Origin of the sequence: Labedaea rhizosphaerae (assembly GCF_004362825.1) — a bacterium.
Taxonomy (GTDB): domain Bacteria; phylum Actinomycetota; class Actinomycetes; order Mycobacteriales; family Pseudonocardiaceae; genus Labedaea; species Labedaea rhizosphaerae.
Map to the genome: position 1 here is coordinate 174,945 of NZ_SNXZ01000008.1, position 26,875 is coordinate 201,819.

The window sequence follows — 26,875 nt, forward strand, 5'->3', positions numbered from 1 at the left end:
GTCATGCGCGCCGACGCGCAGCGCAACCGGGACCGCATCCTGGCCGCGGCGCAGGACGTCTTCGCCGAGCACGGCGCCGCCGCGTCGACCGAGGAGGTCGCGCGGCGGGCGGGGGTGGCCATCGGCACGGTGTTCCGGCACTTCCCGACCAAGCCGGACCTGCTCGCCGCGATCATGAAGGCGCGGCTGGCCGAGATCACCGCGCGGGCGGAGGAGCTCACCGGCGACCCGGCGGGCGGGTTGTTCGCGTTCTTCGATGAGCTCGCCGAGATCGCCGCGGCCACCCGGACGGTGGTCGAGTTGCTCGGGATGGACGTCGCCGATCCGGTCGCGTCGCTCGGCGGTGCCGTGCTTCCGTTGCTGGACAACGCCAAACGCGCCGGGACGGTGCGCGACGACGTGCGCCTCGACGAGGTCGTCGCGCTACTCGTCGCCGTCTGCCGAGGCGGCTGGGACGCCGACCTGCGCGAGCGGACCCTGCGCATCGTCTTCGCCGGGTTGCGTGGCCACCAGTGACCGGACGCTGCGGCTGGCCACGGCCGCGACGGTCGCGGCCAGGACCAGCACGCCGGTGCTGATCAACGCGAAGTCGGTGCCCAGTGCGCCGGCCAGCGGGCCGATGCCGATCTGTCCGATGGGGATGGCCACGAAGGACCCGAGCGCGTCGTAGGAGTACACCCGGGCGAGCCGGTCGGCGGGGACGTTCTCCTGCAGCGACACCTCCCACGCCACGCCGAACTGCTCGATCGCCATGCCGCCGACGAACATCGCGCACACCAGGACCAGGGTGTTCGGCACGCCGGCGAGCAGCAGCAACGGCAACGCGTCCACGGCGGTCAGCGCGACCCCGACCAGCAAGGCCCGCCGCGGTCGCCACCGCGCGGCGACGAACCCGCCGACGAGCGCGCCCGCCGTCTGCGCGGCCAGGACCAGGCCCCACGCGGTGCGTCCGATCGACTCGTCGGCGACCAGCGGGCCGAGCACCTGGATGCCGCCCACGAGCGCGGCGTTGACGACCATGAACTGCAGCACGACCACCCAGACCCATGGCCGGGCAACGAATTCACGCCACCCGTCCCGCAGTTGCGTGAGCATGTCGTCGTGGTGCTCGCCCGGCGCCGGGACCGACGTGTGCAGGGCGGCGTAGCACAGGGCGGCCACCAGGAACGCGATCGCACTGGCCCCGATCGCCCAGCCGGGGCCGACCAGCGCGGCCAGCAGCCCGCCCAGCGACGAGCCGACGATGACCCCGGTGTTGGTGCCGATCCGGGCGACGGCGTTGGCGGTGCGGACGAGGTGCGCGGGCACGGTCTGCGGCGTCATCGCCGACGCCGCGGGCATCGACACCGCGGTCACCGCACCGTTGACCAGGCTGAGCCCCATCAACAACGGGATCGACGCGAAGTGCAGCAGCACGCTCGCCGCGATCGCCGCCTGCGTCGCGGCGCCGGCCAAAGTGGCGCCACGCAACAGAAGCGCGCGGGGGAGGCGGTCGGCGAGCACGCCGCCGACCAGCAACAGGATCACGGTCGCGACCGACCGGGCGCCGACCACGACGCCGAGGTCGACCACCGAACCGGTGAGGTCGAGGACGGCGAACGCCAGGGCGGGCGGGGCGATGCCGTTGCCCAGGTAGGCGGCGGCCCGGCCGCCGGCAAGCCGGCGGAACGCCTTGTGCCGCAACGGCTCCAGCAGCATCACGGCGCCATCCGGAAGGCGGCGATGGTGGCCGAGACGTGCACGGTGCCCGCCGCTCGAGGTGTTTTGGCGGCAGCGTGCAGGCGGCTGGACGCCTCCTCCAGGCGGTCGAGGAACTCCTGCCAGGCGGCGGGGGTGACCCAGAACTCGGCATCGGTCATCGAACCGTGGGCGCCGAGCAGGCGTTGCTCGGTGCGCCGGGTCAGCTCGGCGGCCAGGGCGGTCGCGACCATCAGGTGGTCGTCGACGTCGCGGGCGCGCAGCGGCGAGTTGAACGGGTCGTGGCGGTAGCGCTTGGCCGTGCCGCCGCGGATGGTCACCTGCTCCTCGACGTGCACGAGCCCGGCCTCGTGCAGGCGGCGCAGGTGGTAGCTGATGTTGGGCTGGCTGTCGGCCAGTTCGCGTGCGATCTCGGCCGCGCTCATCGCGCTACCGGTCAGCAGCGACAGGATGCGCAGCCGCAGCGGGTGCGCGATGGCCCGCAGGCCGTGCAACGTCGTCTCCACCGGGCGAGTGTGTGACCGCCCGGCGTGGACGCGCAAACATGTCTTTGGGGGTCAGGGCGCGCGGTGCTTGCTCTCCGCCGCCGGGGAGTGCCGGTCGGTGGCCTTCGCCTGCCCGTGTTGCGCCGCGGCCATCTCGCGCAGGAGCTCGTCGAAGATCGGCGTGGACATGCCGGCCACCGCGGTCGCCGTGCTCGCCGTGGCGGACGCCGACGCCGTGCCCACCCCCTCCGCGGTCTGCTTCGCCGACCGTGTTCTTTGCTGCTCTGCCACCCCTGCCGCCTTTCGCGAGCGCTTCGCACCCTGCCCAGAACTGGGCAAACTCCCAGGCGACAGCCTGTCAGATCGCGATCTCCACGATTGGGTGAACCGCCGAACCTGTGAGAAACCACTCGATGTAGCAGTCGCTGGACCTCGTGGGTGAAGATGACCGCATGGCCGATACCGCACCGGAACTCGTTTCACTGCGCGTCGAACGCAAGGACCACGTCGCCGAGGTGACCCTGCTCGGGCCGAGCAAGGGCAACGCCATGGGCCCGGACTTCTGGCGCGAGCTGCCGCAGGTCTTCGCCGAGCTCGATGCCGACCCCGACACCCGCGCGATCGTGCTGACCGGCAGCGGCAAGAACTTCTCCTACGGCCTCGACCTGCCCGCCATGATGGGCGACTGGGCCGGGATGCTCGGCGGTGACTCGCTGGCCGGCCCGCGCACCGAGTTCCTCGGCACGATCCGGCGCTTGCAGGCCGCGGTGTCGTCGATCGCGCAGTGCCGCAAGCCGGTCGTCGCGGCGGTGTCCGGCTGGTGCATCGGCGGCGGCGTCGACGTGATCGCCGCCTGCGACATCCGGCTGGCCAGCGCGGATGCGAAGTTCAGCGTGCGCGAGGTGAAGGTCGCGATCGTCGCCGACCTCGGCAGCCTGCAGCGCCTCGCGGGCATCATCGGCGAGGGTCACCTGCGCGAGCTCGCCTTGACCGGCAAGGACATCGACGCCGCCCGCGCCGAGAAGATCGGCCTCGTCAACGACGTGCACGCCGACCAGGACGCGGTGCTCGCCGCGGCCCGCGAACTCGCCGCCGAGATCGCCGCGAACCCGCCGCTGGTCGTGCAGGGCACCAAGGACGTGCTCGGCCACGAACGCGAGGCGCGGGTGGCCGACGGCCTGCGCTACGTCGCGGCGTGGAACTCCGCGTTCCTGCCGAGCAAGGATCTCGGCGAGGCCGTGGCCGCGTTCCTGGAACGCCGCCCGCCCAAGTTCAGCGGGGCCTGACCTTTTGGGCCGGAACACGGCGGCCTGATCGATTCACCGCAGCGCGTGGATGGCAGGACCGGCGGCGAGGGGGCAGGCTCGGACCCGCGAGACCAGCTGATCAACACGAGGAGCCAGCCGTGACCCAGCCCGCCGACGTCTTCCGCTCCGCAAGGGACTTCCTCGTCGAGCACGGGGACGACTACGACACCGCGTACCGGGACTTCCGCTGGCCCCGGTTCGACGAGTTCAACTGGGCGCTCGACTGGTTCGACACGGTGGCCGCGCAGGAGCCGACGGCCTCGCGGCCCGCGTTGTGGATCGTCGAGGAGGACGGCTCCGAGACCAAGCGGACGTTCGCCGAGCTGTCCGAGCGCTCGGCCCAGGTGGCCGGCTGGCTGCAGGGCAAGGGCGTCGAACGCGGCGACCGGCTGATCCTCATGCTGGGCAACCAGGTGCAGCTGTGGGAGGTCATCCTCGCCGCGATCAAGCTCGGCGCGGTGATCATCCCCGCGTCCACGCTGCTCGCCTCGGCCGACCTGCGTGACCGGGTGGACCGCGGCAACGCCAAGCACGTCGTGGTGCGCGCCGAGGACGCGCCGAAGTTCGCCGACGTGCCCGGCGACTACACGCGGATCGCGGTGGGCGGCGCACCCGAGGGCTGGCTCGACTACGACACCGACTCGGCGCGCGGCCCGGCCGAGTTCGAGCGCAAGGGCGTGAGCAAGGCCGACGACACCTTGTTGCTGTACTTCACCTCCGGCACCACCGCGCAGCCGAAGCTGGTGCGCCACACGCAGGTGTCCTACCCGGTCGGGCACCTGTCCACGATGTACTGGATCGGCCTGCGCCCCGGCGACGTGCACCTCAACATCTCCTCGCCGGGCTGGGCCAAGCACGCGTGGAGCAACCTGTTCGCGCCGTGGAACGCCGAGGCCACGGTGTTCCTCTACAACTACAACCGCTTCGACGCCAACGCGCTGATGGCGCAAATGGACCGCTGCGGGGTCACCAGCTTCTGCGCGCCGCCGACCGTGTGGCGCATGCTCATCCAGGCCGACCTGACGCAGCTGAAGACGCCGCCGCAGAAGGTCGTCGGGGCCGGTGAGCCGCTCAACCCCGAAGTGATCGAGCAGGTCTCGAAGGCTTGGGGCCGGACCATTCGCGACGGTTTCGGCCAGACCGAGACCAGCGTGCAGGTGGCCAACACGCCGGGGCAGCGGGTCAAGCCCGGGTCGATGGGCCGCCCGCTGCCGGGGTTCGCGATCGCCCTGGTCGACCCGGCCAGCGGCGAGGTCTGCGACGAGGGGGAGATCTGCATCGACCTCGCGAAGCGCCCGGTCGGGCTGATGTCCGGCTACGCCGACGACGACGAGCGCACCGCCGAGGCGATGAAGGACGGGTACTACCACACCGGGGACGTCGGTTCCCGTGACGAGGACGGCTACATCACCTACGTGGGGCGGGCCGACGACGTGTTCAAGGCGTCGGACTACCGGATCTCGCCGTTCGAGCTGGAGAGCGTGCTGATCGAGCACGAAGCGGTGGCGGAGGCCGCCGTCGTGCCGTCGCCGGACCCGATCCGGCTGGCCGTTCCCAAGGCGTACGTGGTGCTCGCCGCCGGGCACGAGCCGAACGCGGACACGGCCAAGTCGATCCTGGCCTTCTGCCGCGAGTACTTGGCGCCGTACAAGCGGATCCGGCGGCTCGAGTTCGCCGAACTGCCCAAGACGATCTCCGGGAAGATCCGGCGGGTCGAGCTGCGTGGGCGGGAGAACGAGGTGCACGGCGACGCATCGGCGACCGTCAGCGGTGAGTTCCGCGAGGAGGACTTCCCCGAGCTCAAGGGGTGATGGGAGACACCCTCGGTCGCACTCCAGATAGTTGCCCTAAGCAACGAAATCCCTTACCCTGAACGTGTTCCCACAGGAGTGCGTTGCGGCCGTTCGCGGCCGGGGGAGAAGGGTTTCTGGTGTCGGTCACCGCGTCCCGAGGCGGAGCACCCGATCGCAGGTCGAAGTCCATTGCCGAGCTCGGCCCGCACTACAAGTGGATCGCCCTGTCGAACACCACGCTGGGCATGCTGATCGCCACGATCAACTCCTCGATCGTGCTGATCGCGCTGCCGGACATCTTCAACGGCATCGGGATCAACCCGCTCGACCCCGGCAACACCAGCTACCTGCTGTGGATGATGATGGGCTTCCTCGTCGTCACCGCGGTGCTGGTGGTGAGCTTCGGGCGGATGGGCGACATGTTCGGCCGCGCCCGCATGTACAACCTCGGGTTCCTCGTCTTCACGATCTCGTCGATCATGCTCGCGCTCACGTGGATGAACGGCGACGCGGCCGCCCTGTGGATGATCGGCTGGCGCATCGTGCAGGGCATCGGCGGCGCGTTCCTGATGGCCAACTCCAGCGCGATCCTCACCGACGCGTTCCCCGCGAACCAGCGCGGGCTCGCCCTGGGCATCAACGGTGTCGCCGCGATCGCCGGCTCGTTCCTCGGCCTGCTCGTCGGTGGCCTGCTCGCCCCGGTCAACTGGCACTGGATCTTCCTGGTGTCCGTGCCCTTCGGCGTCCTGGGCACGATCTGGGCCTACCTCAAGCTGCACGACATCGGCGTGCGCAAGCACTCGAGCATGGACTGGGGCGGCAACATCACCTTCGCCGTCGGCCTGATCGCGATCCTGGTCGGCATCACCTACGGCCTGCAGCCCTACGACGGCGCGGCCATGGGCTGGGCCAACCCGTGGGTGCTGGCCGCGCTGATCGGTGGCGTGCTCGTGCTGATCGCGTTCGTCGTCATCGAGACGCGGGTGCGCAACCCGCTCTTCCAGCTGTCGCTGTTCCGCAACCGCGAGTACAGCCTCGGCAACTTCGCCAACCTGCTCGCCTCGCTCGGCCGCGGCGGGCTGCAGTTCATGCTGATCATCTGGCTGCAGGGCATCTGGCTGCCGCTGCACGGCTACAGCTTCGAGCAGACGCCGTTGTGGGCCGGCATCTACATGCTGCCGATGACGGTCGGGTTCCTCGTCTCCGCGCCGCTTTCCGGCGTGCTGTCGGACAAGATGGGTCAGCGCTGGTTCACCACCGGAGGCATGGTGATCACCGCGGTCACGTTCTTCGCGCTGACGCTGATCCCGGTCGACTTCAACTACGTGCTCTTCGCCGTGCTGCTGCTCGTCAACGGCATCGGCATGGGCATGTTCTCCTCGCCCAACCGCGCCGCGGTCATGAACAGCCTGCCCGCCAACGTGCGGGGCGCCGGCGCCGGCATGAACGCCACCTTCCAGAACGCGGCGATGGTGCTCTCCATCGGCATCTTCTTCAGCCTGATGATCGCGGGCCTCACCGCGCGGCTGCCCAGCGCCATGCAGACCGGCCTGGTCGCGCACGGCGTGGACGCGGGCACCGCGCACGGCATCGCGCAACTGCCCGCCGTCGCGGTCCTGTTCGCCGCGTTCCTCGGCGTGAACCCCGTGCAGCACCTGCTCGGTCCCGCGCTCGGGAACGTCCCGCCGGACCAGGCGGCCTTCCTGACCGGCCGCGGGTTCTTCCCGAGCCTGATCACCGACCCGTTCGCCGACGGCCTGCACGTGGCGTTCTGGTTCGCGATCATCGCCTGCCTGGTGGCCGCGGTCGCGTCGCTGATGTCCGGGCGCAAGGGCGCCGAGCTGGGCACCGAGCAAGGCACCGAGTCCGTCGGAGCGGAGCTCGCGGGCGTCGCGGGGGAGGCCGGCACGATCCCCAGTGAGTTGGTCGACCCACCGGCCACAGCGGGTACCCGAAGGCCCTAGCTTTTCTTGGTGGGGGGCGGAACGAGCCGTTCACTGGGATCGTCCACACTGTGTGTCACGGCTAACACGGCGGACGTTCCGCCCGACTCCCCTCATGGAGGTAGGGGACCCATCATGAGCGCAGAGATCAGCACAGCAGTTCGCAACAACTTGCCCACGAGCCCGTGCAGCGTGGTGTGGAGCCAAGGCCACGCGTACGTCCTCGAAGGCACGGCGGGTCGTACCCGCTGGGTGGGCATCGACGGGCGGGGCCGGCCCCGCTCCTTCAGCAGTTCGGATCTCGAGCGCCGTGGGTGGACCCCGACCCGCGCTCTCTGATCGGCCCCCGTTCGGGGCAGAATCACCCGTGTGGCACCAACCCCGGGTGAGCGAGCACCGACGAAGCTGGTCGAGCAGGTCGGCGACGCGCTGTCCGACCGCTGGCTGACCATCCCCAACGCCCTGAGCATCCTGCGGTTGCTCGGCGTGCCCGTGTTCCTGTGGCTCGTGCTGGTCCACCAGGACCTCTGGGCGATCCTGGTGCTGGTCTTCAGCGGTCTCACCGACTGGTTGGACGGCAAGCTCGCGCGCTGGCTGGACCAGATGAGCAAGCTCGGCGCGTTGCTCGACCCGGCCGCCGACCGGCTCTACCAGCTCGTCACGATCACGGCGTTCGCCGTGCGCGGCATCATCCCGTGGTGGGTGTTCGCCGTGCTGGTGGCGCGGGACGTGCTCGTGGCGGCCTGCATCTGGGTGCTCGGCCGCGCGGGGTACGCGCCACCGGAGGTCAACTACGTCGGCAAGGCGGCCACGTTCTGCCTGATGTACGCGTTCCCGATGTTGCTGGTGGGGCAGTTCCACAACGGGTTCGCGGACTTCGTCCGGCCGGTCGCCGCCGCCTTCTCCGTGTGGGGTGGCGTGCTGTTCGTCTTCTCCGGACTGCTCTACACGGTCCAGACGCGCGCCGCGCTGCGAGCGCGCTCTACGATGTCGCCCGGAACTGGTGCGGCAGAAGGGCTTTCGTGAAGTGACACCCGACGACCTGAAGTACACCGAAGAGCATGAGTGGGTGGCGGCACCCACCGCGGGCGTGGTGCGGATCGGGATCACCGACTACGCGCAGGAGCAGCTCGGCGACGTGGTCTACGTCCAGCTGCCCGAGGTGGGCAAGACCGTGGGCGCGTCCGACGCGCTCGGCGAGGTCGAGTCCACCAAGAGCGTCTCGGAGATCTTCGCGCCCGTGTCCGGCGAGGTCACGGCGGTCAACGCCGAGCTGGAGGACAACCCGGAACTGATCAACAGCGAGCCCTACGGCGGCGGCTGGCTGGTGGAGATCAAGCTCGGCGACGAGTCGGAGCTCGACGGCCTGCTCGACGCCGACGACTACCGCAAGACCACCGAGGCCGACTGAGGCGAACTCGTCCAGGCACGAGATCTGGAACGTTGATCAACGGTGCGGGGAGGCGCTGCACGGCGCCGCGGACCGGCACGGTACGTTTGACTTCATTCACGCATTCCCATCTGCAGGAGGAGAGCTCAGGTGAGCACCAACGACGGGCCCGGCGTCCCGCCGGAGCAGTCTCCGGAGCGCACGTCGGTCTTCCGCGCGGACTTCCTGCAGGAGTCGGAGCCCGCGCAGGCGGCGCCCGAGCCCTCGGTCGCCGGTGTCGACGCGCTCCCTCCGGGTTCGGCGCTGCTGGTGGTCAAGCGCGGCCCCAACGCGGGCTCGCGCTTCCTGCTGGACCGCGACACGACGAGCGCGGGCAGGCACCCCGACTCGGACATCTTCCTCGACGACGTGACGGTCTCGCGCCGCCACGCGGAGTTCCGGCGTGAGGGTGGCGAGTTCGTGGTCATCGACGTCGGCAGCCTCAACGGCACCTACGTCAACCGCGAGCCGGTCGACCAGGCCGTGCTCGCCGGGGGCGACGAGGTGCAGATCGGCAAGTTCCGCCTGGTGTTCCTCACCGGACCGGGCGCGGGCGCGTAACTCCCAAGAGGTTTTCTTCATGACCGCGGCCGGTCGGCCCGCGCGGACGGGTTTCAGCATCGGCGCGGTGCTCGACCAGCTGCGAGACGAGTTCCCCGACGTCACGATTTCCAAGATCCGGTTTCTCGAGGCGGAGGGGCTCGTCAGCCCGGCGCGCGCGGCGTCGGGCTACCGCCAGTTCAGCTCGGCCGACATCGACCGGCTGCGCTACGTCCTGGCGGCGCAGCGGGATCAGTACCTGCCGCTGCGGGTGATCAAGGAGCAGCTGGACGCCGCGGACCGCGGCGCCCGGCCCGCGCTCCACGCCCAGCCCGACCTGCCGAGCGCGGAGCCCGGGCTCCCCACCGCCGAGCAGTTCGTCGTCGAGGACGCCGCGAACCTCACGCGTGCGGAGTTCCTCGATGCCGCCGGGATCGACGCCCCCATGCTGGCCGAACTCGAGCAGTACGGGCTCGTCGGCACCTACGACCGGGACGCGGTGCTGCTCGCCCGCACGGTCGCCGAGCTGACCCGCTTCGGCATCGAACCCCGGCACCTGCGCGTGTTCCAGGCCGCCGCCGACCGGACAGTCGGGTTGGTGGAGCAGGTCGTGGCACCGCTCTACCAGCAACGCGATCCCGGGGCGCGCGGGCGGGCCGACGACACCGCGCGACAGCTGACCGCCTTGTCGGTTTCGTTGCACACGTTGCTGGTCAAGGCCGGTCTGCGCCGGCTCACCGGACCATGAATTGTTGTCCCGCACCGTGAACAAGCCAAGATATGGCGGGCATCGGCACCAGATGGCGGGTAGCGTCAAACATGCCAGTGCGGGATCCTCGATTTGACCGGCGGTTCCGGTGCCGGAGAGTCGGTGCGGAGGGAGGCGGTGCCCGATGAGCAGTGAGATGCGTGTTGTGGGTGTGCGGGTGGAGTTGCCCGCGAACTCGCCCATCTTGCTCCTGCGCGAGACGGAGGGCGACCGTTACCTGCCGATCTGGATCGGGTCGGTTGAAGCCACGGCCATCGCGCTCGAGCAGCAGGGCGTGCGCCCGGCTCGGCCGTTGACCCACGATCTGCTCAAGGACGTCATCGGCGCCCTGGGCCGTGAGCTGGAGCAGGTGCGGATCACGGACCTCAAGGAAGGCACGTTCTTCGCCGAGCTCGTCTTCGACGGTGACATCCGCGTGTCGGCACGCCCGAGCGACTCGGTGGCGCTGGCGTTGCGCACCGGCGTGCCCATCCACGCGGAGGACTCGGTCCTGCAGGAAGCCGGCCTGGTCATCCCCGACGAGCAAGAGGACGAGGTGGAGAAGTTCCGCGAGTTCCTCGACTCGGTCTCGCCGGAGGACTTCCGCGGCGCGGACACCTGAGACACAAGTACTTCCACTCGCAACCACCGGGCACCCCAACCCCTGGGGTGCCCGTCGGCGTGTCGGACCCGGCGTGTCGGCGCCCCGAGTTGCGGGTGGCGTCTCCCGCGCGTCGCGTTGACCGCGCAGCGGCCCCGTCCTACCGTCAAGGACAGCGAATCGCGGCGGTGTGGTTCCACAAAGGGGCCCGCACCGTCGTATCGGTGTGATCGCAGGGCCTGGCCTGGGAGGCAGCGTGTACGAGGATGGTCCCGTCGGGGCTGACGGCGAGCAGGGCGAACTGTTCCCGGACGCTTCGGTCCCGGACGAGCTCGTCGGCTACCGCGGCCCGGCGGCTTGCCAGATCGCGGGCATAACTTACCGTCAGCTCGATTACTGGGCGCGCACGGGTCTGGTCGCCCCGTCGATCCGCACGGCCCACGGTTCGGGCAGCCAGCGGCTGTACTCGTTCAAGGACATCCTGGTCCTGAAGGTGGTCAAGCGCCTGCTGGACACCGGGGTCTCGCTGCAGAACATCCGGCTGGCCGTGGACTACCTGCGCAGGCGCGGGGTCCGCGACCTGGCCAAGATCACCCTCTTCTCCGACGGCACGACGGTGTACGAGTGCACGTCACCGGAAGAGGTCGTCGATCTGCTGCAGGGCGGTCAGGGCGTGTTCGGCATCGCCGTCAGCGGCGCCATGCGTGAGATCAGCGGGACCATCCACGAGTTCCCGGCCGAGCGGGCCGATGGCGGCGTGATCGAAGAGCACCCGGTCGACGACGAGCTGACCCAGCGCCGCAAGGCCCGCAACGCAGGCTGATTGCCCGGCTGAGCAGAAACCGTTGCGTTAGTTCTCACCGTGTTCCACCGTTGGTTTGTCAGATCTCAACGACGAACGATCGGGGAACTCTCGTGCGCAAGAAGCTCTTGGCCGCTGCTTTCGCCGTCGCGGCCACGCTGACGACGGTGGTGCTGACCGGTCAGCCGGCCATGGCCATCAACCAGTACACGACGACCGGCAACGTGCCGAAGCCGGCGGTCTGCAACAACCACGGAACCATGCCCGCCGGCGGCTGGCTGGCCAACAAGGCGTGCGGCTACGTCATGGGCACCGCGATGGCCGGCACCAAGTACGACGTCAGCAAGACCCTCTCGAACAACTTCCACTTCGGCCGCTGGCGTGCCGGCGACGGCTCGAACTTCTGCGCGTGGCTGGTCCCGGGCGCCCTCGACACGTCGCACTCGACGACCGTCGCCGACTCCTGCAGCGACGACACGGCCAACCGGATGGTCCACCGCCTGAGCTTCGGCCACGACTTCGACGCCGCCCCGCACACCGGCGACGGTGCGATCGTGGTGCCGATCAACCCGTCCGCGTGCGCGGGCTACTACAACTACTTCGTCGACAGCAGCTTCCAGACCGGCGTCCTGCACGACCCGCTCGGCGTCGCGCTGCCCACCTCCGGCGGCTACCGCTACTCGACCCGCGACAACGGCGCGTCGATGATCCGCGCGGACGTCGGCGGCGAGACCCAGTGGTTCTTCGTGGCCCGTAGCTGCATCCAGTCCCAGCTGCCGGCGCAGCTCAACAACCAGAACGACTGAGTGATCTCCGCTGCGGGCGTGCTCACCAGCAGCCCGCGGCGGGGTGGACGCGCATCGGGCGTGCCCGGAAGAGGGGACACGCCCGGTTGGAACGGGGGACACACCGGGTCGGAACGGGGGACACACCTGAGTGGAAGGTGGGACACACCCCGGGAGCGATCAGGGGATGTAGGCTGTTCGGGTAGTCATCGACCCCGTGCGGGAGAGCCCGGTCCGGACCCCGGATCGGCGCCGAAGGAGCAACTCCTCCCCGGAACCTCTCAGGCACAAAGGACCGTGCGGACGAGACCACTCTGGAAAGCGGGCCACTTGGCCCCGCCGACGGTGCAAGCCCGGCCGCGAACCGGGTGAAGCTCTCAGGCGCCTGCTCCGGCGGGCAAGGACAGAGGGGGAGGGCAGGACACAAGTCCGCCCGGCCCACCGTCCGAAAGGCGCCAGCGCATGACGACCGACCGCCTTCCCCTCGCCGCGCTCGAGCACGGCACGCCGTTCGCCGACCGCCACATCGGCCCGCGGCCCGCCGAACTGGCCAAGATGCTCGACACGATCGGCGTCGGCTCGCTCGACGAGCTCGCCGTGCGCGCGGTGCCGGACTCCATCCGGGAACGCGACCTCGACCTCGAACTGCCGCCGCCCGCCACCGAGCACCAGGCCCTCACCGAACTCCGCGCGCTGGCCGGGAGCAACCGGCTGACCACGCCGATGATCGGCCTGGGCTACTACGGCACCGTCACCCCGCCGGTGATCCTGCGCAACGTGCTGGAGAGCCCGGCCTGGTACACCGCCTACACCCCGTACCAGCCGGAAATCTCCCAGGGCCGCCTCGAGGCCCTGCTGAACTTCCAGACCATGGTCGAGGACCTGACGGGCCTGCCGGTCGCGGGTGCGTCCGTGCTGGACGAGGCGACCGCGGCCGCCGAGGCGATGACGCTGCTGCGCCGGGCCGGGCGCAGCAAGTCGGCGCGGTTCGTCGTGGACGCGGACACGTTCCCGCAGACGATCGCCGTGCTCGAGACCCGCGCCGAGCCGCTGGGCATCGAGGTCGAGGTAGCCGACCTGGCCGACGGGCTGCCCGAGGGCGAGTTCTTCGGCGTCCTGCTGTCCTACCCCGGCACCAGCGGCGCCGTACGCGACCACGAAGCCCTGGTCACCGCCGCCCACGAACGGGGCGCCCAGGTCGTCATGGCCGCCGACCTGCTCGCGCTGACCCTGCTGCGCGCGCCCGGCGAGATCGGCGCGGACGTCGCCGTCGGCACGACCCAGCGCTTCGGCGTGCCGATGGGCTTCGGCGGCCCGCACGCCGGGTACCTGGCCGTGCGCTCCGGCCTGGAACGCCAGCTGCCCGGCCGCCTGGTCGGGGTGAGCGTGGACGCCGACGGCAACCCCGCGTACCGCCTCGCGCTGCAGACCCGTGAGCAGCACATCCGCCGGGAGAAGGCGACCAGCAACATCTGCACCGCGCAGGTCCTGCTCGCCGTGGTGGCCTCGATGTACGCGGTCTACCACGGCCCAGACGGCCTGAAGAACATCGCGACCCGCGTGCACCGCATGGCGGCCGTCCTGGCCGAAGGGCTGCGCGAGAACGGCGTGACCGTCGCGCACGACACGTTCTTCGACACCGTGCTGGCCAAGGTCGAGGGCCGCGCCGCCGAGGTCGTGGCCAAGGGCCGCGAGCTGGGCGTCACGCTGCGCCGCGCGGACGCCGACCACGTCGGCATCGCCTGCGACGAGACCACCGGCATCGCCCAGCTGCACCTGGTGTGGCAGGCATTCGGCGTTTCGGTGTCCGATGTGGACGCACTGGATGCCAAGACCGACGACGCCTTCGCCGCCGGTCTGGCCCGCACGAGCGAGTACCTGACCCACCCGGTCTTCTCGCGCCACCACTCGGAAACCGCGCTCCTGCGGTACCTGCGGTCGTTGTCGGACAAGGACGTCGCCCTCGATCGCAGCATGATCCCGTTGGGCTCCTGCACGATGAAGCTCAACGCGACCGCGGAGATGGAGCCGATCACCTGGCCCGAGTTCGCCGCGCTGCACCCGTTCGCGCCGGCCGAGGACGCCGAGGGCATCCTGCGCGTGGTGCACGACCTGGAGGAGTGGCTGGCCAAGCTCACCGGCTACCACGCGGTCAGCCTGCAGCCCAACGCGGGCAGCCAGGGCGAGTTCGCCGGTCTGCTGGCCATCCGGGCCTACCACCGCGACCGCGGCGAGGCCGCGCGCGACGTCTGCCTGATCCCGTCCAGCGCGCACGGCACCAATGCCGCCAGTGCGGTGATGGCCGGGATGCGCGTCGTCGTCGTCAAGTGCGACGAGAACGGCAACATCGACATGGCCCACCTGCGGTCCACTGTGGACGCTCACAAGGCCGACCTCGCCGCCATCATGATCACCTACCCGTCCACGCACGGCGTGTACGAGGACACCGTGCGCGAGGTGTGCTCGCTGGTGCACGACGCGGGCGGTCAGGTCTACGTCGACGGTGCGAACCTCAACGCGCTGATCGGCCTGGCCCGCTACGGCAAGTTCGGCTCGGACGTCTCGCACCTGAACCTGCACAAGACGTTCTGCATCCCGCACGGCGGCGGCGGTCCCGGCGTCGGCCCGATCGGCGTGCGCGAGCACCTGGCGCCGTTCCTGCCGAACCACCCGCTGCAGCCGCTGGCCGGCCCCAAGTCCGGCGTCGGCCCGATCAGCGCGGCGCCGTGGGGCAGCGCGTCGATCCTGCCGATCTCGTGGGCGTACGTGCGGATGATGGGTGGCGACGGCCTGCGCCGCGCCACGCTGACCGCCGTGGCGGCGGCCAACTACGTGGCCCGCCGCCTCGACGAGCACTTCCCGGTGCTCTACTCCGGCGCCGACGGCCTGGTCGCGCACGAGTGCATCCTCGACCTGCGCCCGATCACCAAGGCCTCCGGCGTAACCGTCGACGACGTGGCCAAGCGCCTGGCCGACTACGGCCTGCACGCGCCGACCATGTCCTTCCCGGTGGCGGGCACGCTGATGGTGGAGCCGACCGAGAGCGAGGACCTGGCCGAGCTCGACCGGTTCTGCGACGCGATGGTCGCCATCAAGGGCGAGATCGACAAGGTCGCCGCGGGCGAGTGGCCGGCTGAGGACAACCCGCTGGTCAACGCCCCGCACACCGCGGAGTGCCTGACGGCGGAGTGGAACCACCCGTACAGCCGCGAGGTCGCGGCCTACCCGGCCGGGCACACGTACCCGAAGATCTGGCCGCCGGTCCGCCGCATCGACGGAGCGAAGGGCGACCGCAACCTCGTCTGCTCCTGCCCCCCGGTGGACGCATATTCACATTGAGGGTCGACCTGAGTTGCGGTGCGGGTAGCGGAACCTCAGCCGCCTCCTCGCTCCGGGATCGCCGACTCATGACCGTCCAGGTCACCACGTCGGCGCTGTCCTCGCGAGGAGACGGCTGAGAACCCGCGGCGGTGCGGGTTGCCAGCCCCACACAAGCGGCTCCGCCGCTTCGAAACCGATCGTGGAATGTTTGCTCCTGGTCGTGGTTGACCAACCTTTGGGGACGCCAACCACGACCAGGAGGAGCTTCATGAGCGCTATGCCCAAGATCACGCTCAACGACGGCACGACCATCCCGCAGCTGGGCTTCGGGGTGTTCCAGGTGCCCGCCGACGAGGTGGCGGGCGTGGTGACCAAGGCGCTCGAGACGGGTTACCGCAGCATCGACACGGCCGCGGCCTACCGCAACGAGAAGGGTGTCGGCCAGGCGCTGCGCGACTCCGGCATCGCGCGCGAGGACCTCTACGTCACCACCAAACTGTGGAACGACGACCAGGGCTACGACTCCACCATGCGGGCGTTCGACGCGAGCATGGCGAAGCTCGGCCTCGACTACGTGGACCTCTACCTGATCCACTGGCCCGCGCCCGGCGCCGACAAGTACGTCGAGACCTGGCGCGCGTTCGAGAAGCTGCGCGCGGAGGGCCGGGTGCGCTCCATCGGCGTGTCGAACTTCCAGCCCTCGCACCTGAACCGGCTCTTCGAGGACACCGGCACCGTGCCGGCGGTCAACCAGGTCGAGCTGCACCCGCGGCTGCAGCAGGCGGACCTGCGCGCGGTGCACGCCGAGCACGGCATCGCCACGGAGGCGTGGAGCCCGCTCGGTCAGGGCGAGCTCATCCGGGACGAGTCGATCGGCACCCTGGCCCGCAAGTACGGCCGCACGCCGGCCCAGGTGATCCTGCGCTGGCACCTGCAGCTGGGCACCATCGTGATCCCGAAGTCGGCCACCCCGGCCCGCATCGAGGAGAACTTCCAGGTCTTCGACTTCGAGCTCGCCGAGGACGACATGGCGGCGATCGGCGACCTGGAGGCGGGCAAGCGGTTCGGGCCGAACCCGGACGAGTTCGGCGCCTGACGCGGGCTACCCGCGGTTGATCGAGTCCGCGAGCTCGGTGGCTTCGCCTTTGGTGAAGCCACCGGTGATGCGGACCTTGCCCTGGTCGATCACCGTGGTGATGCGGGGTGCGCTGAGCACCTGACCGGAGGCCACGATCGCGAACCGCTGACCGGTGTTCACCTTGGTCAGTTCCGTGAACGCGGCCCGGCCGGTCGCGGTCATGGTGATGTCCACTTCCCAGTTGCCCTTGTCGACCGGGTTGGGCTTGGCCTTCGCCGACTCGATCTGCGCGCCGTCCAGCTCGACCGGCCCGAGCAGGTACCGGTGGCCGTCGGCGTCGGCCGCCACGACCGAGCCGGTGGGGGCCGAGGGCCGGATCACGGTGCCCGGCACGGGGTTGTCGTTGCTCGCCTGCGAGCGTTCGACCGGCACCGGGGCCGTGGTCGTGGCGGTGAGGTCGGTGACGTCCTCGAGCACGAGCCGGATCTGCAGGCGATCCGGCGCGGCCAACCGCGCAGCACGGGGCTCGGCTTGCGCGGCGCCGGCCACCTCGGTCGCGCACCCAGCGAAGAGGGCCCCGACGGCGAGGGCGGCCAGCACGGTGATCACTAAGCGTGCGGACCTGGTCACAACCCAATTTTCGCAGGCCGGAACCGTTTCCGGTGATGATCTAGCGGCCGTTGATCGAGTCCGCGAGCCCGGTCGCCTCGTCCTGGGTGAAGGTCCCGCTGATCTGCACCACGCCGTCGGTGATCGCCGACTGGATCGTCGGCGCGCTCACCACGACGTCGTCGACCACGATCGCCAGCTGCTGGTTGACGTGGGCGCTGGTCAGCTGGCCGAACGCGGCGGCGCCCGCGCTGGTGAGCCGCACGGTCACCACCCAGCTCCGGTACTCCGCCTGGAAGTCCGCGTGCGCGGACAAGACCTTGGTGCCGTCCAGCTCGACCTCGCCGACCACGTACTGCTTGCCGTCGCGGTCGGTCATGGTCAGCCCGCCCGTCCCGTCGGTGACCACGAGGCGGAACTGGATCCGTTCGGGCGCCACCGTCCGGTGCGCCGTCGTCGGCGGTACGGGTTGCGGCACAGGGCGGGCGGTACCCTGGACCGCGGTGGTGCACCCGGCGGCGAGCAACACGGCGGCCAGACCGGCGAGCAGCCCGCGACGAGAAAAGATCACGCGTAGAGCATGCCATCGCGCCGCGCGGCGGCATCGGGGACGGCCGCCGCGCACACCGCTCAGTCGACCGCGGACAAGGTCTGGGCCAGCGTCGCGTTCAACCCGGTCCCGTCCGTCACCGACGCCACGCTGCCGTGGGTGATCGAAGCCAGTTCCTGCAACTGGACGCGGTCGGGGTTGGGGCCGACCGTCACGAAGCTGATCTCGATCGGCTTGCTGGACAACGCGATCGCGTCGAGGTCCGCGCGCAGCTGCGAGTAGGAGATGCCCGCCTCGTTCGCCCCGCCGACGATCACGACGATGCGGTTGCGCTTGCCGGGCACGTAGGCCTGCTGCGCGGCCTCGTAGCACGCCTTCACGCTGCTGTAGAGGTCGCGCGCACCGGAGGGTTCGGCGAGCTGGTCGACGGCGGCGTGCAGCGCCTTGCGTTGCGAGGTCACCGGCAGGGTCTGGGCGAGCTGCTCGTACGGTTCGCCCTGCAGACCGCCGCTGTACTCCCAGAGGCCGAGCGAGCCGGACACCGTCCAGTCGGCCATGCCGCTCAGGGCGGATTTCACCCACTCCATCCGGCTCTTGCCCTGCCCGCCGTCGAAGTCCATCGTGCGTGAGACGTCGGCCATGACGGTGACGATCTGCCCGCCGTCGGCGATGTTCTTCCACGTCGCGTTGACCTGCTGGGTGGTCGTCGAGTCGGCGGGCTTGAGGTCACCGAAGGTCGAGTCCCAGCGCATGCCGGGGGCCTTCACCGGGTACTGCGAGGCGCCGTCCGCGCGCAGCCCGGCCTTGCTGAACTCCACCTGCTGTTCGGCGGCCGAGAGGAACTCGCGGAACGACTGCGCCGCGCGGATCTGCGTCTGGTCGACGCCCTTGCCGGCCAGCGCGACGAACGGGAAGTCCGCGACCGGGCTCGGGCCGTTCGCGGCCACCTCGATCAGCGCGTTGGCGGCCGGGGGCTGGCCGTCGATGCCGGTGTTGCGCCGGTACAGGTCGACCTCGGTGGTGGCCACCGCGCTGAACGGCGCGCCCCGCACGCTCTTGGAGCCGCCGAGCATCACGAGCGCGCCCTGCGTGGTGTCCGGCAGGTCGCCCGGCTGTGCCCCGGCGAGCTGGGCGATGCCGGTCTGCACCGGCGGCGTGCTCATCATCTTGCCGGTGAGCGGGCCCTCGGGCTTCTTCGCGACGCCCGCGAGCGCGCTCTGGATGGCCAGGCCGCTGGCCGGGTTGGTCGCCGGGTCGGGGAGCGCGACGGTGAACCGGCCCCAGCCCTTGCGGTCGAGCCGGCTCCAGCCGTCGGGGTCCGCGGCGACGCTCGCGAGGGTGCCCCAGCTGAGCTTGGTGGTCATGGCGAGCGCGGCGGCGCCGTCCCCGGGCACGGCGAGCACGACCGGGCTGGTGGCGACGGACACCGGCGCCGAGCCGAGCAGGGTGTTGTCGGTGGCCGCGAGCCGGTTGGTCCAGAGGGAGGACTCCGGCAGCCAGGCCTGCGGGCGGGTGCCGACCTTGCCCTCGTTCCACTTGCCGGTCAGTCCGGTGAGGACTTCGTTGGAGTCGATCGCGACGATGGTGACCCGCACGCAGTGCTCGTAGACGACGGTCCTGGCGTCGTTCCAGCGCTTGGCCGCCTCCTTGAGCGGCTTCTCCACGCTGGGCGCGACGGCGACCTTGAGCACGGCCTGGCCCTGCGGGCAGTCGTGCGCCGCGGCCGCGGCGCGGCGGTCCATGATGCTCGACGCCCAGCTCCAGCCGAGCCAGCCGAGCAGGACGAGCACCACGACCGCGAGGACGGCGAACGGCCAGCTTGCGATGCCTCGGCGCCGCGTCGCTTCCTCCAGCGAGCGGTGTCGACCCATGCAACGCCCCTTTCCAGCGTCGTCCGACCCGTCCGATTCCGGTCCGTAACGACCTTCCGGGCATCCTCCGTCCCCGACCAGGGAAGCCACCGGCGATAGCACTCTAATCGGTGAACAGGGCGGGTCAATCAGAACTACGGTGAGTGATCTTCACACTGCGCAGCCGATCCGGTCACCGGGCCACTGAGGCCCGATCAGCTCGAGCCCGATCAGTTGACGCGGGTGCCTGCGTGGTCGAGCAGGAGCGCGCTCAACTCGATCAGCTCCGCCCGCAACGGACGAGCCCGCTGCGCGAACCCGGCCTGCGCCCGCACGTACTCCGCCCGCCCGCGTTCGGTCTCCACCGCCACCGGCTCGTACCCGTATGCGCGCAGGTCGTACGGACTGGCCCGCATGTCCAGCTCGCGGATGTCCACGGCCAGTTCGAAGCACCGCGCCGTCAGCTCCGACGGCACGAACGGGTCCAGCTTCGTGCACCACTTGTACAGATCCATGCCCGCGTGCAGGCAGCCCGGCTGCTCGAAGGCCACCTGATCGGCGCGCGTCAGCTGGACGGGGTTGCGTGGGCGCGCCTGCGGGGTGAAGAAGCGGAACGCGTCGTAGTGCGTGCACCGCACCGGCAACGACTCCAGCACCTCGTCGGTGCCGGCCGGGCCGAGGCGCAGGGGCGCGGGATGGCGGCGCGAGTCGGGATCCCGGTACACCATCGCCCACTCGTGCATGCCGAAGCAGCCCAGCCGGGGCTTGCGTGCCGCCGAGGCGGACAGCAGTCCGTGCACGAACTCCGCCGTGCGCACGCGCGGGCCGAGCGCCGTGAGGTCCAGCGCGACGCCGTCGTCGACCGCACGATAAGCGGGCCACCGCAGGTATTCGGTTGCGTCCGCCAATGTCACGCCCGGCCCCGGGTGCCAACGCTCCAAATAGGACGGACGAAACCGGTAGTACTCGAAGAGGAAGTCCAGCACCGGGTGCCGCTCGCCGCGCGCCCGGCGCCGCGCGTGCGGCTCGGTCCAGCAACGCATCCGCGCGACGTGCGCGGCCCGCCGGGCCCGCCAGTCCGCCGCCGCAAGCACGGTCATGCGCCCGACCCGATGTGCGTGCCATCGCGGACGGTGCCGACGTACTCCTCAAGGAGGTCCTCCAAGGCCACCAGCCCGAGCACCGTCCGGTCGGTGGCGACGGCCTTGGCCACGTGGCTGCGGGCCCGGCGCAGCGCGGCGAGCGCCTCGTCCAGGCGCGAATCCACGGGCAGCTCGGGCAATCCGCGCACCCGCGCCTCCGGCACCGGCGCGTCCGGTGACGCGGCCAGGTCGAGCACGTCCTTGATGTGGATGTAGCCGTTGAGCCGGCCATCGGCCATCCGCACCGGGAACCGGGAGAAGCCGGTGGCGGCCACGGCCCGTTCGATGTCGGCCACCGTCGGGTTCTGCGGCACGGTGGTCAGCTGGTCCAGCGGCACCATCACGTCGGCGACGGTGCGGTCGACCGAGTGCAGCGTGTTGGTCAGCCGCCGGTGCTCGTTGTCCTCGAGCAGGCCCTCGCGCCGCGACTCCGCGATCATCGTGGTCAGCTCGTCGGAGGTGTACGCGGTCTCCAGCTCGTCCTTCGGGGTCACGTGGGCGAGCTTCAACACCGCCTGCGCGACCATCGTGAAGAACGACAGCAGCGGCCGCACCAGCCGGCAGAACGCGAAGTGGATGGGCACCAGCCACGTGGCCGCGCGCTCCGGCCCCGCGATCGCGAGGTTCTTCGGCACCATCTCACCGAGCACGGTGTGCAGGGCGGTCACGATCGACAAGGCGATCGCGAAGGCCACCCCGTGCAGCAACGCCTCCGGGATGCCCAGCGGCGCGAACGGCCGCTCCAGCAGCCCGGCCACGGTCGGCTCGGCGAGCGCGCCGAGGCCCAGCGAGCACACGGTGATGCCCAGCTGCGCGCCCGCGATCAGCAACGGCAGCTGCTTGCCCGCGTCGATCACCGTCTGCGCGCGGCTGCTGCCTTCGGCGGCGAGCAGTTCCAGCCGGTCGCGGCGCGCGGTGATGATGCCGAACTCGGCACCGACGAAGAAACCGTTGCCCAGCAACAACAACAGGGTCACGCCAAGGGCGAGCGCGTCCATCAGGAGACCACCTCGCCCGGCACCGGCGCGAGCTTCGCGACGCGCAGCTCGGCGACCCGGTGCTTGTCCATGCGCATCACGGTGACGCGCCAGCCGTCCACCTGGATCTCGTCGTTGACTTCGGGGATCCGGCCGAGGCGGTAGAGCACGAGCCCGGCGAGGGTTTCGTAGTCGCCCTCGGGCATCCGGAACCCGGTCGCGTCGGCCACCTCGTCGTCGCGCAGCAGCCCGGAGACCATCCAGCTGTTGCGCCCGAGCGGCCGGACCGGGCTGATCTCGGCGCGGTCGTGCTCGTCGCGCACGTCGCCGACGATCTCCTCGACCAGGTCCTCGAGGGTGACCAGCCCCGCGGTGCCGCCGTACTCGTCGACCACGAGGGCGACCTGCAGGCCGGACCCGCGCAGGCGTTCGAGCAGCGTGTCGCCGTCCAGGCTCTCGGGCACGGTGACCACCGGCCGGGCCAGCGAGGAGACCCTGGTCGTCGCGCGTTGGCGGGTGGGCACGCCGAAGACCTGCTTGACGTGCACGATGCCGGTCACCTCGTCGAGGTCGCCGCCGTGCACGGGGAAGCGGGAGAAGCCGGTCTTGCGGGCCAGCTCGATCAGGTCGAGCACGGTCGCGTCCGCGCGCAACGCCTCGACCTGCACGCGTGGGGTCATCAGTTCGTCCGCCGTGCGCTCACCGAAGCGCAGCGACCGGCCGAGCAACGTGGCCGTGCCGCGGTCGATGGTGCCGCCCGCGGCGCTGGAGCGGACCAGCGAGACCAGCTCCTGCGGCGACCGCGCGGAACGCAGTTCCTCGGCGGGTTCGACGCCGAGCCTGCGCACCGTCCAGTTCGCCGAGCCGTTCAGCCCGCGGATCAGCCAGCGGAACATCGCGGTGAACCGCACCTGCAGGCCGGCGACCGCACGCGCGGTGGGCAGCGGCTTCGCGATGGCGAGGTTCTTCGGCACCAGTTCGCCGAACACCATCGACAGCGCCGTGGCGATGATCAGCGCCAGGGCCACGGCGATCGGGTCGGCCGCGCCCTTGGGCAGGCCGATCCCCGTCAGGGCGGGCTCGATCAGCGTGGCGATGGCGGGCTCGGCCACGAAACCCGTGACCAGCGTGGTGATCGTGATGCCGAGCTGCGCGCCGGAGAGCTGGAACGACAGCGACCGGTGCGCCTTGGCGATGTTCTGCGCGCGGCGGTCACCGGCGCGGGCGACGTGGTTGTCGATCGTGCTGCGCTCGAGCGTGGTCAACGCGAACTCGGCGGCGACGAACAGTGCGGTGCCCAGGGTCAGCACCACCATCGCGAGGACACCGAGGATTGCGAGCAGGGTCGTCATCGGCGTGCCCGCGTGGATGAGATCGATGAGCCGGGTCTCCCACCCGGCTGGCTACTGCAGCCAGGGGACGGTGCACTGGGCACTGAAGCGTCACTCCTCGAGATTGCGATACGCGGGTCCAGTGTAGAGGGCCGTCGCCGCACGCACGGACCACTTGACGAACTCCAGGAACCGGAGAGTATCTTTCTAGCTAAGATACCTAGTGACCGAGGGGTGTGCCGTGGGAACGGACCTGACGATCCGCATCTCCGACGAGGACCGCGCGGCCGCCGCGCGGGCGCTGGACGTCGCCGTCGCCGACGGCAGGCTGTCGTGGACCGAGCACGCCGAGCGCAGCGAGACCGTGTGGGCCGCGCGCACGCGTGGCGACCTGGTGCCGGTGCTCGCCGACCTCGGTCCGGAGCTCGCCGCCGGTCCCATCGGCCGGCCTACCGGCACCCCGCAACGGATCGAGGTGACGCTCAGCAAGGTCATCCGCACCCCGGACACCACGCGGCCGATCGAGGCGTTCGCCAAGTTCGGCGCCGTGTTCCTCGACCTGACCGCGTTGCGCCCGGGGGAGCGGGTGGAGCTCTCGGCGTCGTCGTTCTGCGGCAAGGTCGTGCTGCACGTCGGCCACGACACGCAGGTGATCGACGACGGCGACGTGTGGCTGGGCAAGCGCAAGGTGCTGGGCACGCCGCCCGGCCCCGGCGGCCCGGTCGTGCACGTCACCGGCCGCAGCTCACTGGGCCACTTCAAGGTCTTCCGGGGATCTTGGCGCTAGTCCGCCTCCCCGAGTTTTCCGGAAGTGGTTGCCGGGCCGCGGCTGAGCAGCCAGCCTGCGGCGGCGGCTAGTAGTTGGCAGCAGGCCACGGCGGCGATCGTGCCGCGCGGGCCGAACGACGGCACCAGCGCGGTGCCGGCCAGGGCGCCGAGCGCGTAGCCGCCGATCTTCATGCTCGCGCCGGTCACCGACACCTGGCCGAGCAGCGTCGCGGGTGTGTTGTGCTGGCGCACGGCGAAGATCGCCGGCAACGACAAGCCCTGCGCCACACCGGCGACCACGGCGACCACCAACGCCTGGGTGAGCGAGTGGCTCAGCAGCCAGCCACCCATCGCCACGCCGAGCAGCGACGTGCTGACGATGACGACGCGCCCCGCGCGCTCGGGTTTGAGCCGGTGCGCGACCACGAGCGTGATCGCGAGGTCACCTGCTTCCAGTGCGGTGAACAGGAAACCGGCCGCGGTGGTGCCCGCGCCGAGCTCGTCGGTCCACAGTGGAAGCGCCACGGACAGCGCGCCGAACGACCCCCAGCCCAGCACCGTCGTGACCGTCGGACCGCGCAATGCCGGGGTGCGGGCTAGGTGGCCGAACCCGGCCCGGATGGCCGCGAGCGTCGAACGCGGCTCGCCCGGCTCGCCGTGGAAGCGGCGCAGCGGGACCGTGCACACCGCACCCGCCGCGGCGATGGCGGCCAGCGTGAGCACCGCGACGGTGGTGCCCGCCAAGGCCGAGAGCAAACCGGCGAGGCCCGGTCCGGCGATCGCGGCGATGCTGAACACGGCCGCGTCCGAGGCGTTGCTGCGCGCCCGGCGTTGCGGCGGGACGATCGACACGACCAGGCTCGAGTACCCGCCCGCCGTCAGCGGCACGGCCGCACCCGCCACGACCATCACCGCCACCACCGCGACCACCGGGCCGTGCCCGACGAGCACGCTCATCCCGGTGCACGCCGCCGCCAGCGAGATCCCGCTCAGCACCAGGATGTCCGCGCGCCGCCGCAGCCGGTCGAGCACCGCCCCGAGCACCGGTCCGGACAACGCGGACGGCACCGTGTACGCCGCGACCGCCGCACCGGCGAGCGCCGTGTTGCCGGTGCGGTCGAGCACGAGCAGCACGATGGTGGTCACGGTCATCTCGTCGGCGAGCCGGGCGAGCGTGGCCGCGATCAGGTAGCCGAACACTTCTCACCCACGGCGGAAGCGGCGCACGCTCTCCTCGACGACGTCGAGCACGGGCTCCAGGTCGTCCGCGGGCAGGCCCATGGCCAGGTGCGACACGACGCCTTCGAGCACCAGTTCCAGGTAGGACGCGAGCACGGGCACCGGCACGTCGTCACGCAGGTTGCCGGCCTCGCGCTGGCGCTCGAGGCGTTCGCGGGTGGCGGTGGTCAGCTGCGCCGAGCGCTGGGCCCAGTGCGCGCGGAACTCCGGGTCGGTGCGCAGCCGCCGGGAGACCTCCAGGCGCGTGCCGAGCCAGTCGGCGGGCCGCTCGTCGGCCTCGCCGCCGGTGATGAGGTCGCGCATGACCTGCACGAGACCTTCCCTGGAGACCACGTCGGCCATCCGGCGCGCGTCGTCCTCGGCGAGCGCGAGGAACAGCGACTCCTTGTCCCGGAAGTGGTGGAAGATCGCGCCGCGGGACAGGCCCGTCGCCTCTTCCAGCCGCCGCACCGTGGCGCCCTCGTAGCCGTATCGTGCGAAGCACGTCCGGGCCCCGTCGAGGATCTGACGGCGGCGGGCGTCGAGGTGGTCCTGGCTGACCCTGGGCACGTGCGTGATCGTCCCAGGACCAGCACTTCGAACGCAAACCGTACGTACTGATTATGTGCGTCCGGCCACCACCGTGGCGCCCGCCAGCGTGATTCCGAAGACCACGTACGCGATCGTCAACGCGTGCGGCACGGCGAGCCCGGCGCCGACCGCCAGCGACACCACCGCCCCACCCGCGGCGCGACCGAAGAGCGCTCCGAAACCTTCTGCCGTGATCGCCGCCGTGGCAAGCTCCGTCGCCGGAATGGACGAATCGGTGGTGGCCGACAGGTAGACCCGCGGGTAGGCGAGCCCGATGCCCATCCCGCCCAGCGTCCACACCACGACCGCCACCGGGAACGACGACGTCACCGCCAGCGTGAGCGTCGCGGCGGTCGTGATGGCCAACCCGGCCCATGCGGGCGGGGCCCACCGCAGCCGGGAGATCACGAGGGTGCTCAGCCCCCACGCCAGCGAGCCCGCGCTCAACACGGCGGCCGCCTGGCCGATGGAGGCGTGGTAGCCGTCGGTCAGCAGCACGGTGACCATGGCGTGGGCGCCGAAGTACCCAGCGCCGAACAACGCCAGGGCAGCGAGCGAGGCCGGTGCGCCACGCCGCAACCGGGCCGTGCCCTCGGGCAGGATCGCCACGACGCCGACGGTCGCGACCACCGCGCCGCCGAGCATCGCCGGCCACCAGGGGCTCAGCACCAGCGTGGCCACGCCGACGGGGATGAGCAGTGTGCGCCCCAAGGGCCGGCCCGGCGATCGGGTCTCACCGGGCACCGCCCGCACGACGAGCAACCGGCCGGCCAGCACGAACGGCAACGGCAGCAACAACGTCCACCGCCAGCCCACGGCGTGCTGCAGCAGCAGGGTGACCGGCGGGGCGACCAGCGCGGGCAGGATCCACATCGCCGACGACGCAGCGACCACCTTCGCCCGCAACGCGTCGTCGAGGTGGTCGATCACCGCGCTCATCCCGTAGACGGCGAGCAGGCCGCCCGCGAAGCCGTTCAGGAACTCGCCCGCGCCGAACACCAACGGCGACCGCGCCGTGGCCGCGAGCGCGAGCCCGCCCAGGTAGCCGAGCACGCCGAGGGCGAGGGTGCGGCCGGGCCCGAGCCGGTGCAGCACCCGCGACGCGAGGGGCAGGGCCGTGAACAGGCCGAGGGTCGCCCCGGCGAGCAGCAGCCCGAGGTGCGCCTGGGCCCGCAGTTCGGCGGCGACGGCGGGCAGCAACGTGGCGAACACGAAGGTCGCGACCGCGGCCGCGAACTCCAGCACCACCACCCCACTCGCCAGCGCCAGCGCCCCCCGACCCCGCTCCATGACCCCCATGTGTACAGCG

26 protein-coding genes and 1 riboswitch are annotated in these 26,875 nt (G+C 70.9%); of the genes, 14 read left to right on the forward strand and 12 right to left on the reverse strand.

What is annotated here, in order from left to right; all coding sequences use genetic code 11:
• Window positions 1-3 precede the first annotated feature (3 nt).
• Window positions 4-516 carry a TetR/AcrR family transcriptional regulator gene (locus tag EV186_RS33495; RefSeq protein ID WP_133853515.1) on the forward strand — a complete coding sequence of 171 codons (513 nt, stop codon included), beginning with the start codon at window positions 4-6 and terminating at the stop codon, window positions 514-516.
• Here the strand turns inward: EV186_RS33495 and EV186_RS33500 are convergent.
• The 3 genes from EV186_RS33500 to EV186_RS33510 are packed head-to-tail and all read right to left on the reverse strand — an operon-like array spanning window position 424 to window position 2,474.
• Window positions 424-1,698, reverse strand: a complete 1,275-nt coding sequence (locus tag EV186_RS33500) for an MFS transporter (protein WP_133853779.1) — start codon at window positions 1,696-1,698, stop codon at window positions 424-426. The two genes, EV186_RS33495 and EV186_RS33500, sit on opposite strands and share 93 nt — an antisense overlap.
• Complete coding sequence (locus EV186_RS33505; RefSeq protein WP_133853516.1) at window positions 1,698-2,204, reverse strand: ArsR/SmtB family transcription factor; 507 nt, start codon at window positions 2,202-2,204, stop codon at window positions 1,698-1,700. Before EV186_RS33505 ends, EV186_RS33500 begins: the two co-directional genes overlap by 1 nt.
• Window positions 2,205-2,255: 51 nt before the next feature.
• Window positions 2,256-2,474 carry a hypothetical protein gene (locus EV186_RS33510; RefSeq protein WP_133853517.1) on the reverse strand — a complete coding sequence of 73 codons (219 nt, stop codon included), beginning with the start codon at window positions 2,472-2,474 and terminating at the stop codon, window positions 2,256-2,258.
• A 161-nt stretch (window positions 2,475-2,635) separates the two neighbouring features.
• Here EV186_RS33510 and EV186_RS33515 point away from each other — a divergent pair, with 161 nt between their 5' ends.
• The 12 genes from EV186_RS33515 (at window position 2,636) to EV186_RS33575 (ending at window position 16,548) form a co-directional block, all read left to right on the forward strand.
• Window positions 2,636-3,469 carry a crotonase/enoyl-CoA hydratase family protein gene (locus EV186_RS33515; protein ID WP_133853518.1) on the forward strand — a complete coding sequence of 278 codons (834 nt, stop codon included), beginning with the start codon at window positions 2,636-2,638 and terminating at the stop codon, window positions 3,467-3,469.
• Between the two features lie 119 nt (window positions 3,470-3,588).
• Complete coding sequence (locus tag EV186_RS33520) at window positions 3,589-5,301, forward strand: AMP-binding protein (RefSeq protein ID WP_133853519.1); 1,713 nt, start codon at window positions 3,589-3,591, stop codon at window positions 5,299-5,301.
• A gap of 227 nt (window positions 5,302-5,528) precedes the next feature.
• Window positions 5,529-7,247 carry an MFS transporter gene (locus EV186_RS33525; protein ID WP_133853780.1) on the forward strand — a complete coding sequence of 573 codons (1,719 nt, stop codon included), beginning with the start codon at window positions 5,529-5,531 and terminating at the stop codon, window positions 7,245-7,247.
• Window positions 7,248-7,586: 339 nt separating this feature from the next.
• The gene (clsA, locus tag EV186_RS33535) at window positions 7,587-8,252 is read left to right on the forward strand and encodes a cardiolipin synthase ClsA (protein WP_424983970.1); all 666 of its coding nucleotides are present in this window, start codon (window positions 7,587-7,589) and stop codon (window positions 8,250-8,252) included.
• Window positions 8,253-8,268: 16 nt separating this feature from the next.
• Window positions 8,269-8,637 (forward strand): glycine cleavage system protein GcvH, encoded by a 369-nt coding sequence (gene gcvH / locus EV186_RS33540; protein WP_208115934.1) that lies wholly within the window; start codon window positions 8,269-8,271, stop codon window positions 8,635-8,637.
• A gap of 129 nt (window positions 8,638-8,766) precedes the next feature.
• On the forward strand, window positions 8,767-9,216 hold the full coding sequence (gene garA, locus EV186_RS33545) for a glycogen accumulation regulator GarA (protein ID WP_133853522.1): 450 nt from the start codon (window positions 8,767-8,769) through the stop codon (window positions 9,214-9,216).
• Window positions 9,217-9,235: 19 nt separating this feature from the next.
• Window positions 9,236-9,943 carry a transcriptional regulator FtsR gene (ftsR, locus tag EV186_RS33550; protein WP_133853523.1) on the forward strand — a complete coding sequence of 236 codons (708 nt, stop codon included), beginning with the start codon at window positions 9,236-9,238 and terminating at the stop codon, window positions 9,941-9,943.
• A gap of 145 nt (window positions 9,944-10,088) precedes the next feature.
• The gene (locus EV186_RS33555; RefSeq protein ID WP_133853524.1) at window positions 10,089-10,565 is read left to right on the forward strand and encodes a bifunctional nuclease family protein; all 477 of its coding nucleotides are present in this window, start codon (window positions 10,089-10,091) and stop codon (window positions 10,563-10,565) included.
• A gap of 235 nt (window positions 10,566-10,800) precedes the next feature.
• Window positions 10,801-11,367 carry a MerR family transcriptional regulator gene (locus tag EV186_RS33560; protein WP_133853525.1) on the forward strand — a complete coding sequence of 189 codons (567 nt, stop codon included), beginning with the start codon at window positions 10,801-10,803 and terminating at the stop codon, window positions 11,365-11,367.
• A gap of 92 nt (window positions 11,368-11,459) precedes the next feature.
• Complete coding sequence (locus EV186_RS33565; protein ID WP_133853526.1) at window positions 11,460-12,152, forward strand: hypothetical protein; 693 nt, start codon at window positions 11,460-11,462, stop codon at window positions 12,150-12,152.
• Between the two features lie 189 nt (window positions 12,153-12,341).
• Window positions 12,342-12,439: riboswitch (glycine riboswitch) on the forward strand.
• Window positions 12,440-12,593: 154 nt separating this feature from the next.
• On the forward strand, window positions 12,594-15,470 hold the full coding sequence (gcvP, locus tag EV186_RS33570) for an aminomethyl-transferring glycine dehydrogenase (protein ID WP_133853527.1): 2,877 nt from the start codon (window positions 12,594-12,596) through the stop codon (window positions 15,468-15,470).
• Between the two features lie 250 nt (window positions 15,471-15,720).
• Window positions 15,721-16,548, forward strand: a complete 828-nt coding sequence (locus tag EV186_RS33575) for an aldo/keto reductase (protein WP_133853528.1) — start codon at window positions 15,721-15,723, stop codon at window positions 16,546-16,548.
• 6 nt (window positions 16,549-16,554) lie between these two features.
• Here the strand turns inward: EV186_RS33575 and EV186_RS33580 are convergent, their stop codons facing one another.
• From EV186_RS33580 to EV186_RS33605, 6 genes are all read right to left on the reverse strand, one after another.
• Window positions 16,555-17,160 carry a SecDF P1 head subdomain-containing protein gene (locus EV186_RS33580; protein WP_133853529.1) on the reverse strand — a complete coding sequence of 202 codons (606 nt, stop codon included), beginning with the start codon at window positions 17,158-17,160 and terminating at the stop codon, window positions 16,555-16,557.
• Between the two features lie 40 nt (window positions 17,161-17,200).
• Entirely contained in the window at window positions 17,201-17,710 is a 510-nt protein-coding gene (locus EV186_RS33585) for a SecDF P1 head subdomain-containing protein (RefSeq protein ID WP_133853530.1), read from the reverse strand.
• A gap of 59 nt (window positions 17,711-17,769) precedes the next feature.
• On the reverse strand, window positions 17,770-19,560 hold the full coding sequence (locus EV186_RS33590; protein ID WP_133853531.1) for a substrate-binding domain-containing protein: 1,791 nt from the start codon (window positions 19,558-19,560) through the stop codon (window positions 17,770-17,772).
• Between the two features lie 209 nt (window positions 19,561-19,769).
• A complete protein-coding gene (locus tag EV186_RS33595; protein WP_133853532.1) occupies window positions 19,770-20,639 on the reverse strand; it encodes a 3-methyladenine DNA glycosylase in 870 nt (289 codons plus the stop codon).
• A complete protein-coding gene (locus tag EV186_RS33600; RefSeq protein ID WP_133853533.1) occupies window positions 20,636-21,682 on the reverse strand; it encodes a hemolysin family protein in 1,047 nt (348 codons plus the stop codon). Before EV186_RS33600 ends, EV186_RS33595 begins: the two co-directional genes overlap by 4 nt.
• Window positions 21,679-23,010 (reverse strand): hemolysin family protein, encoded by a 1,332-nt coding sequence (locus EV186_RS33605; RefSeq protein ID WP_133853534.1) that lies wholly within the window; start codon window positions 23,008-23,010, stop codon window positions 21,679-21,681. Before EV186_RS33605 ends, EV186_RS33600 begins: the two co-directional genes overlap by 4 nt.
• Before the next feature lie 220 nt (window positions 23,011-23,230).
• Between EV186_RS33605 and EV186_RS33610 the strand changes: the two genes are divergently transcribed.
• The gene (locus EV186_RS33610; protein ID WP_166659454.1) at window positions 23,231-23,776 is read left to right on the forward strand and encodes a DUF1707 SHOCT-like domain-containing protein; all 546 of its coding nucleotides are present in this window, start codon (window positions 23,231-23,233) and stop codon (window positions 23,774-23,776) included.
• On the opposite strand, the gene EV186_RS33615 is transcribed toward EV186_RS33610, so the two are convergent.
• The 3 genes from EV186_RS33615 to EV186_RS33625 are packed head-to-tail and all read right to left on the reverse strand — an operon-like array spanning window position 23,773 to window position 26,856.
• Window positions 23,773-24,957, reverse strand: a complete 1,185-nt coding sequence (locus EV186_RS33615; RefSeq protein ID WP_133853536.1) for an MFS transporter — start codon at window positions 24,955-24,957, stop codon at window positions 23,773-23,775. The genes EV186_RS33610 and EV186_RS33615 overlap by 4 nt on opposite strands.
• A gap of 3 nt (window positions 24,958-24,960) precedes the next feature.
• The gene (locus EV186_RS33620) at window positions 24,961-25,545 is read right to left on the reverse strand and encodes a TetR/AcrR family transcriptional regulator (protein WP_133853537.1); all 585 of its coding nucleotides are present in this window, start codon (window positions 25,543-25,545) and stop codon (window positions 24,961-24,963) included.
• Between the two features lie 51 nt (window positions 25,546-25,596).
• Complete coding sequence (locus EV186_RS33625) at window positions 25,597-26,856, reverse strand: MFS transporter (RefSeq protein WP_133853538.1); 1,260 nt, start codon at window positions 26,854-26,856, stop codon at window positions 25,597-25,599.
• Window positions 26,857-26,875: the final 19 nt, after the last annotated feature.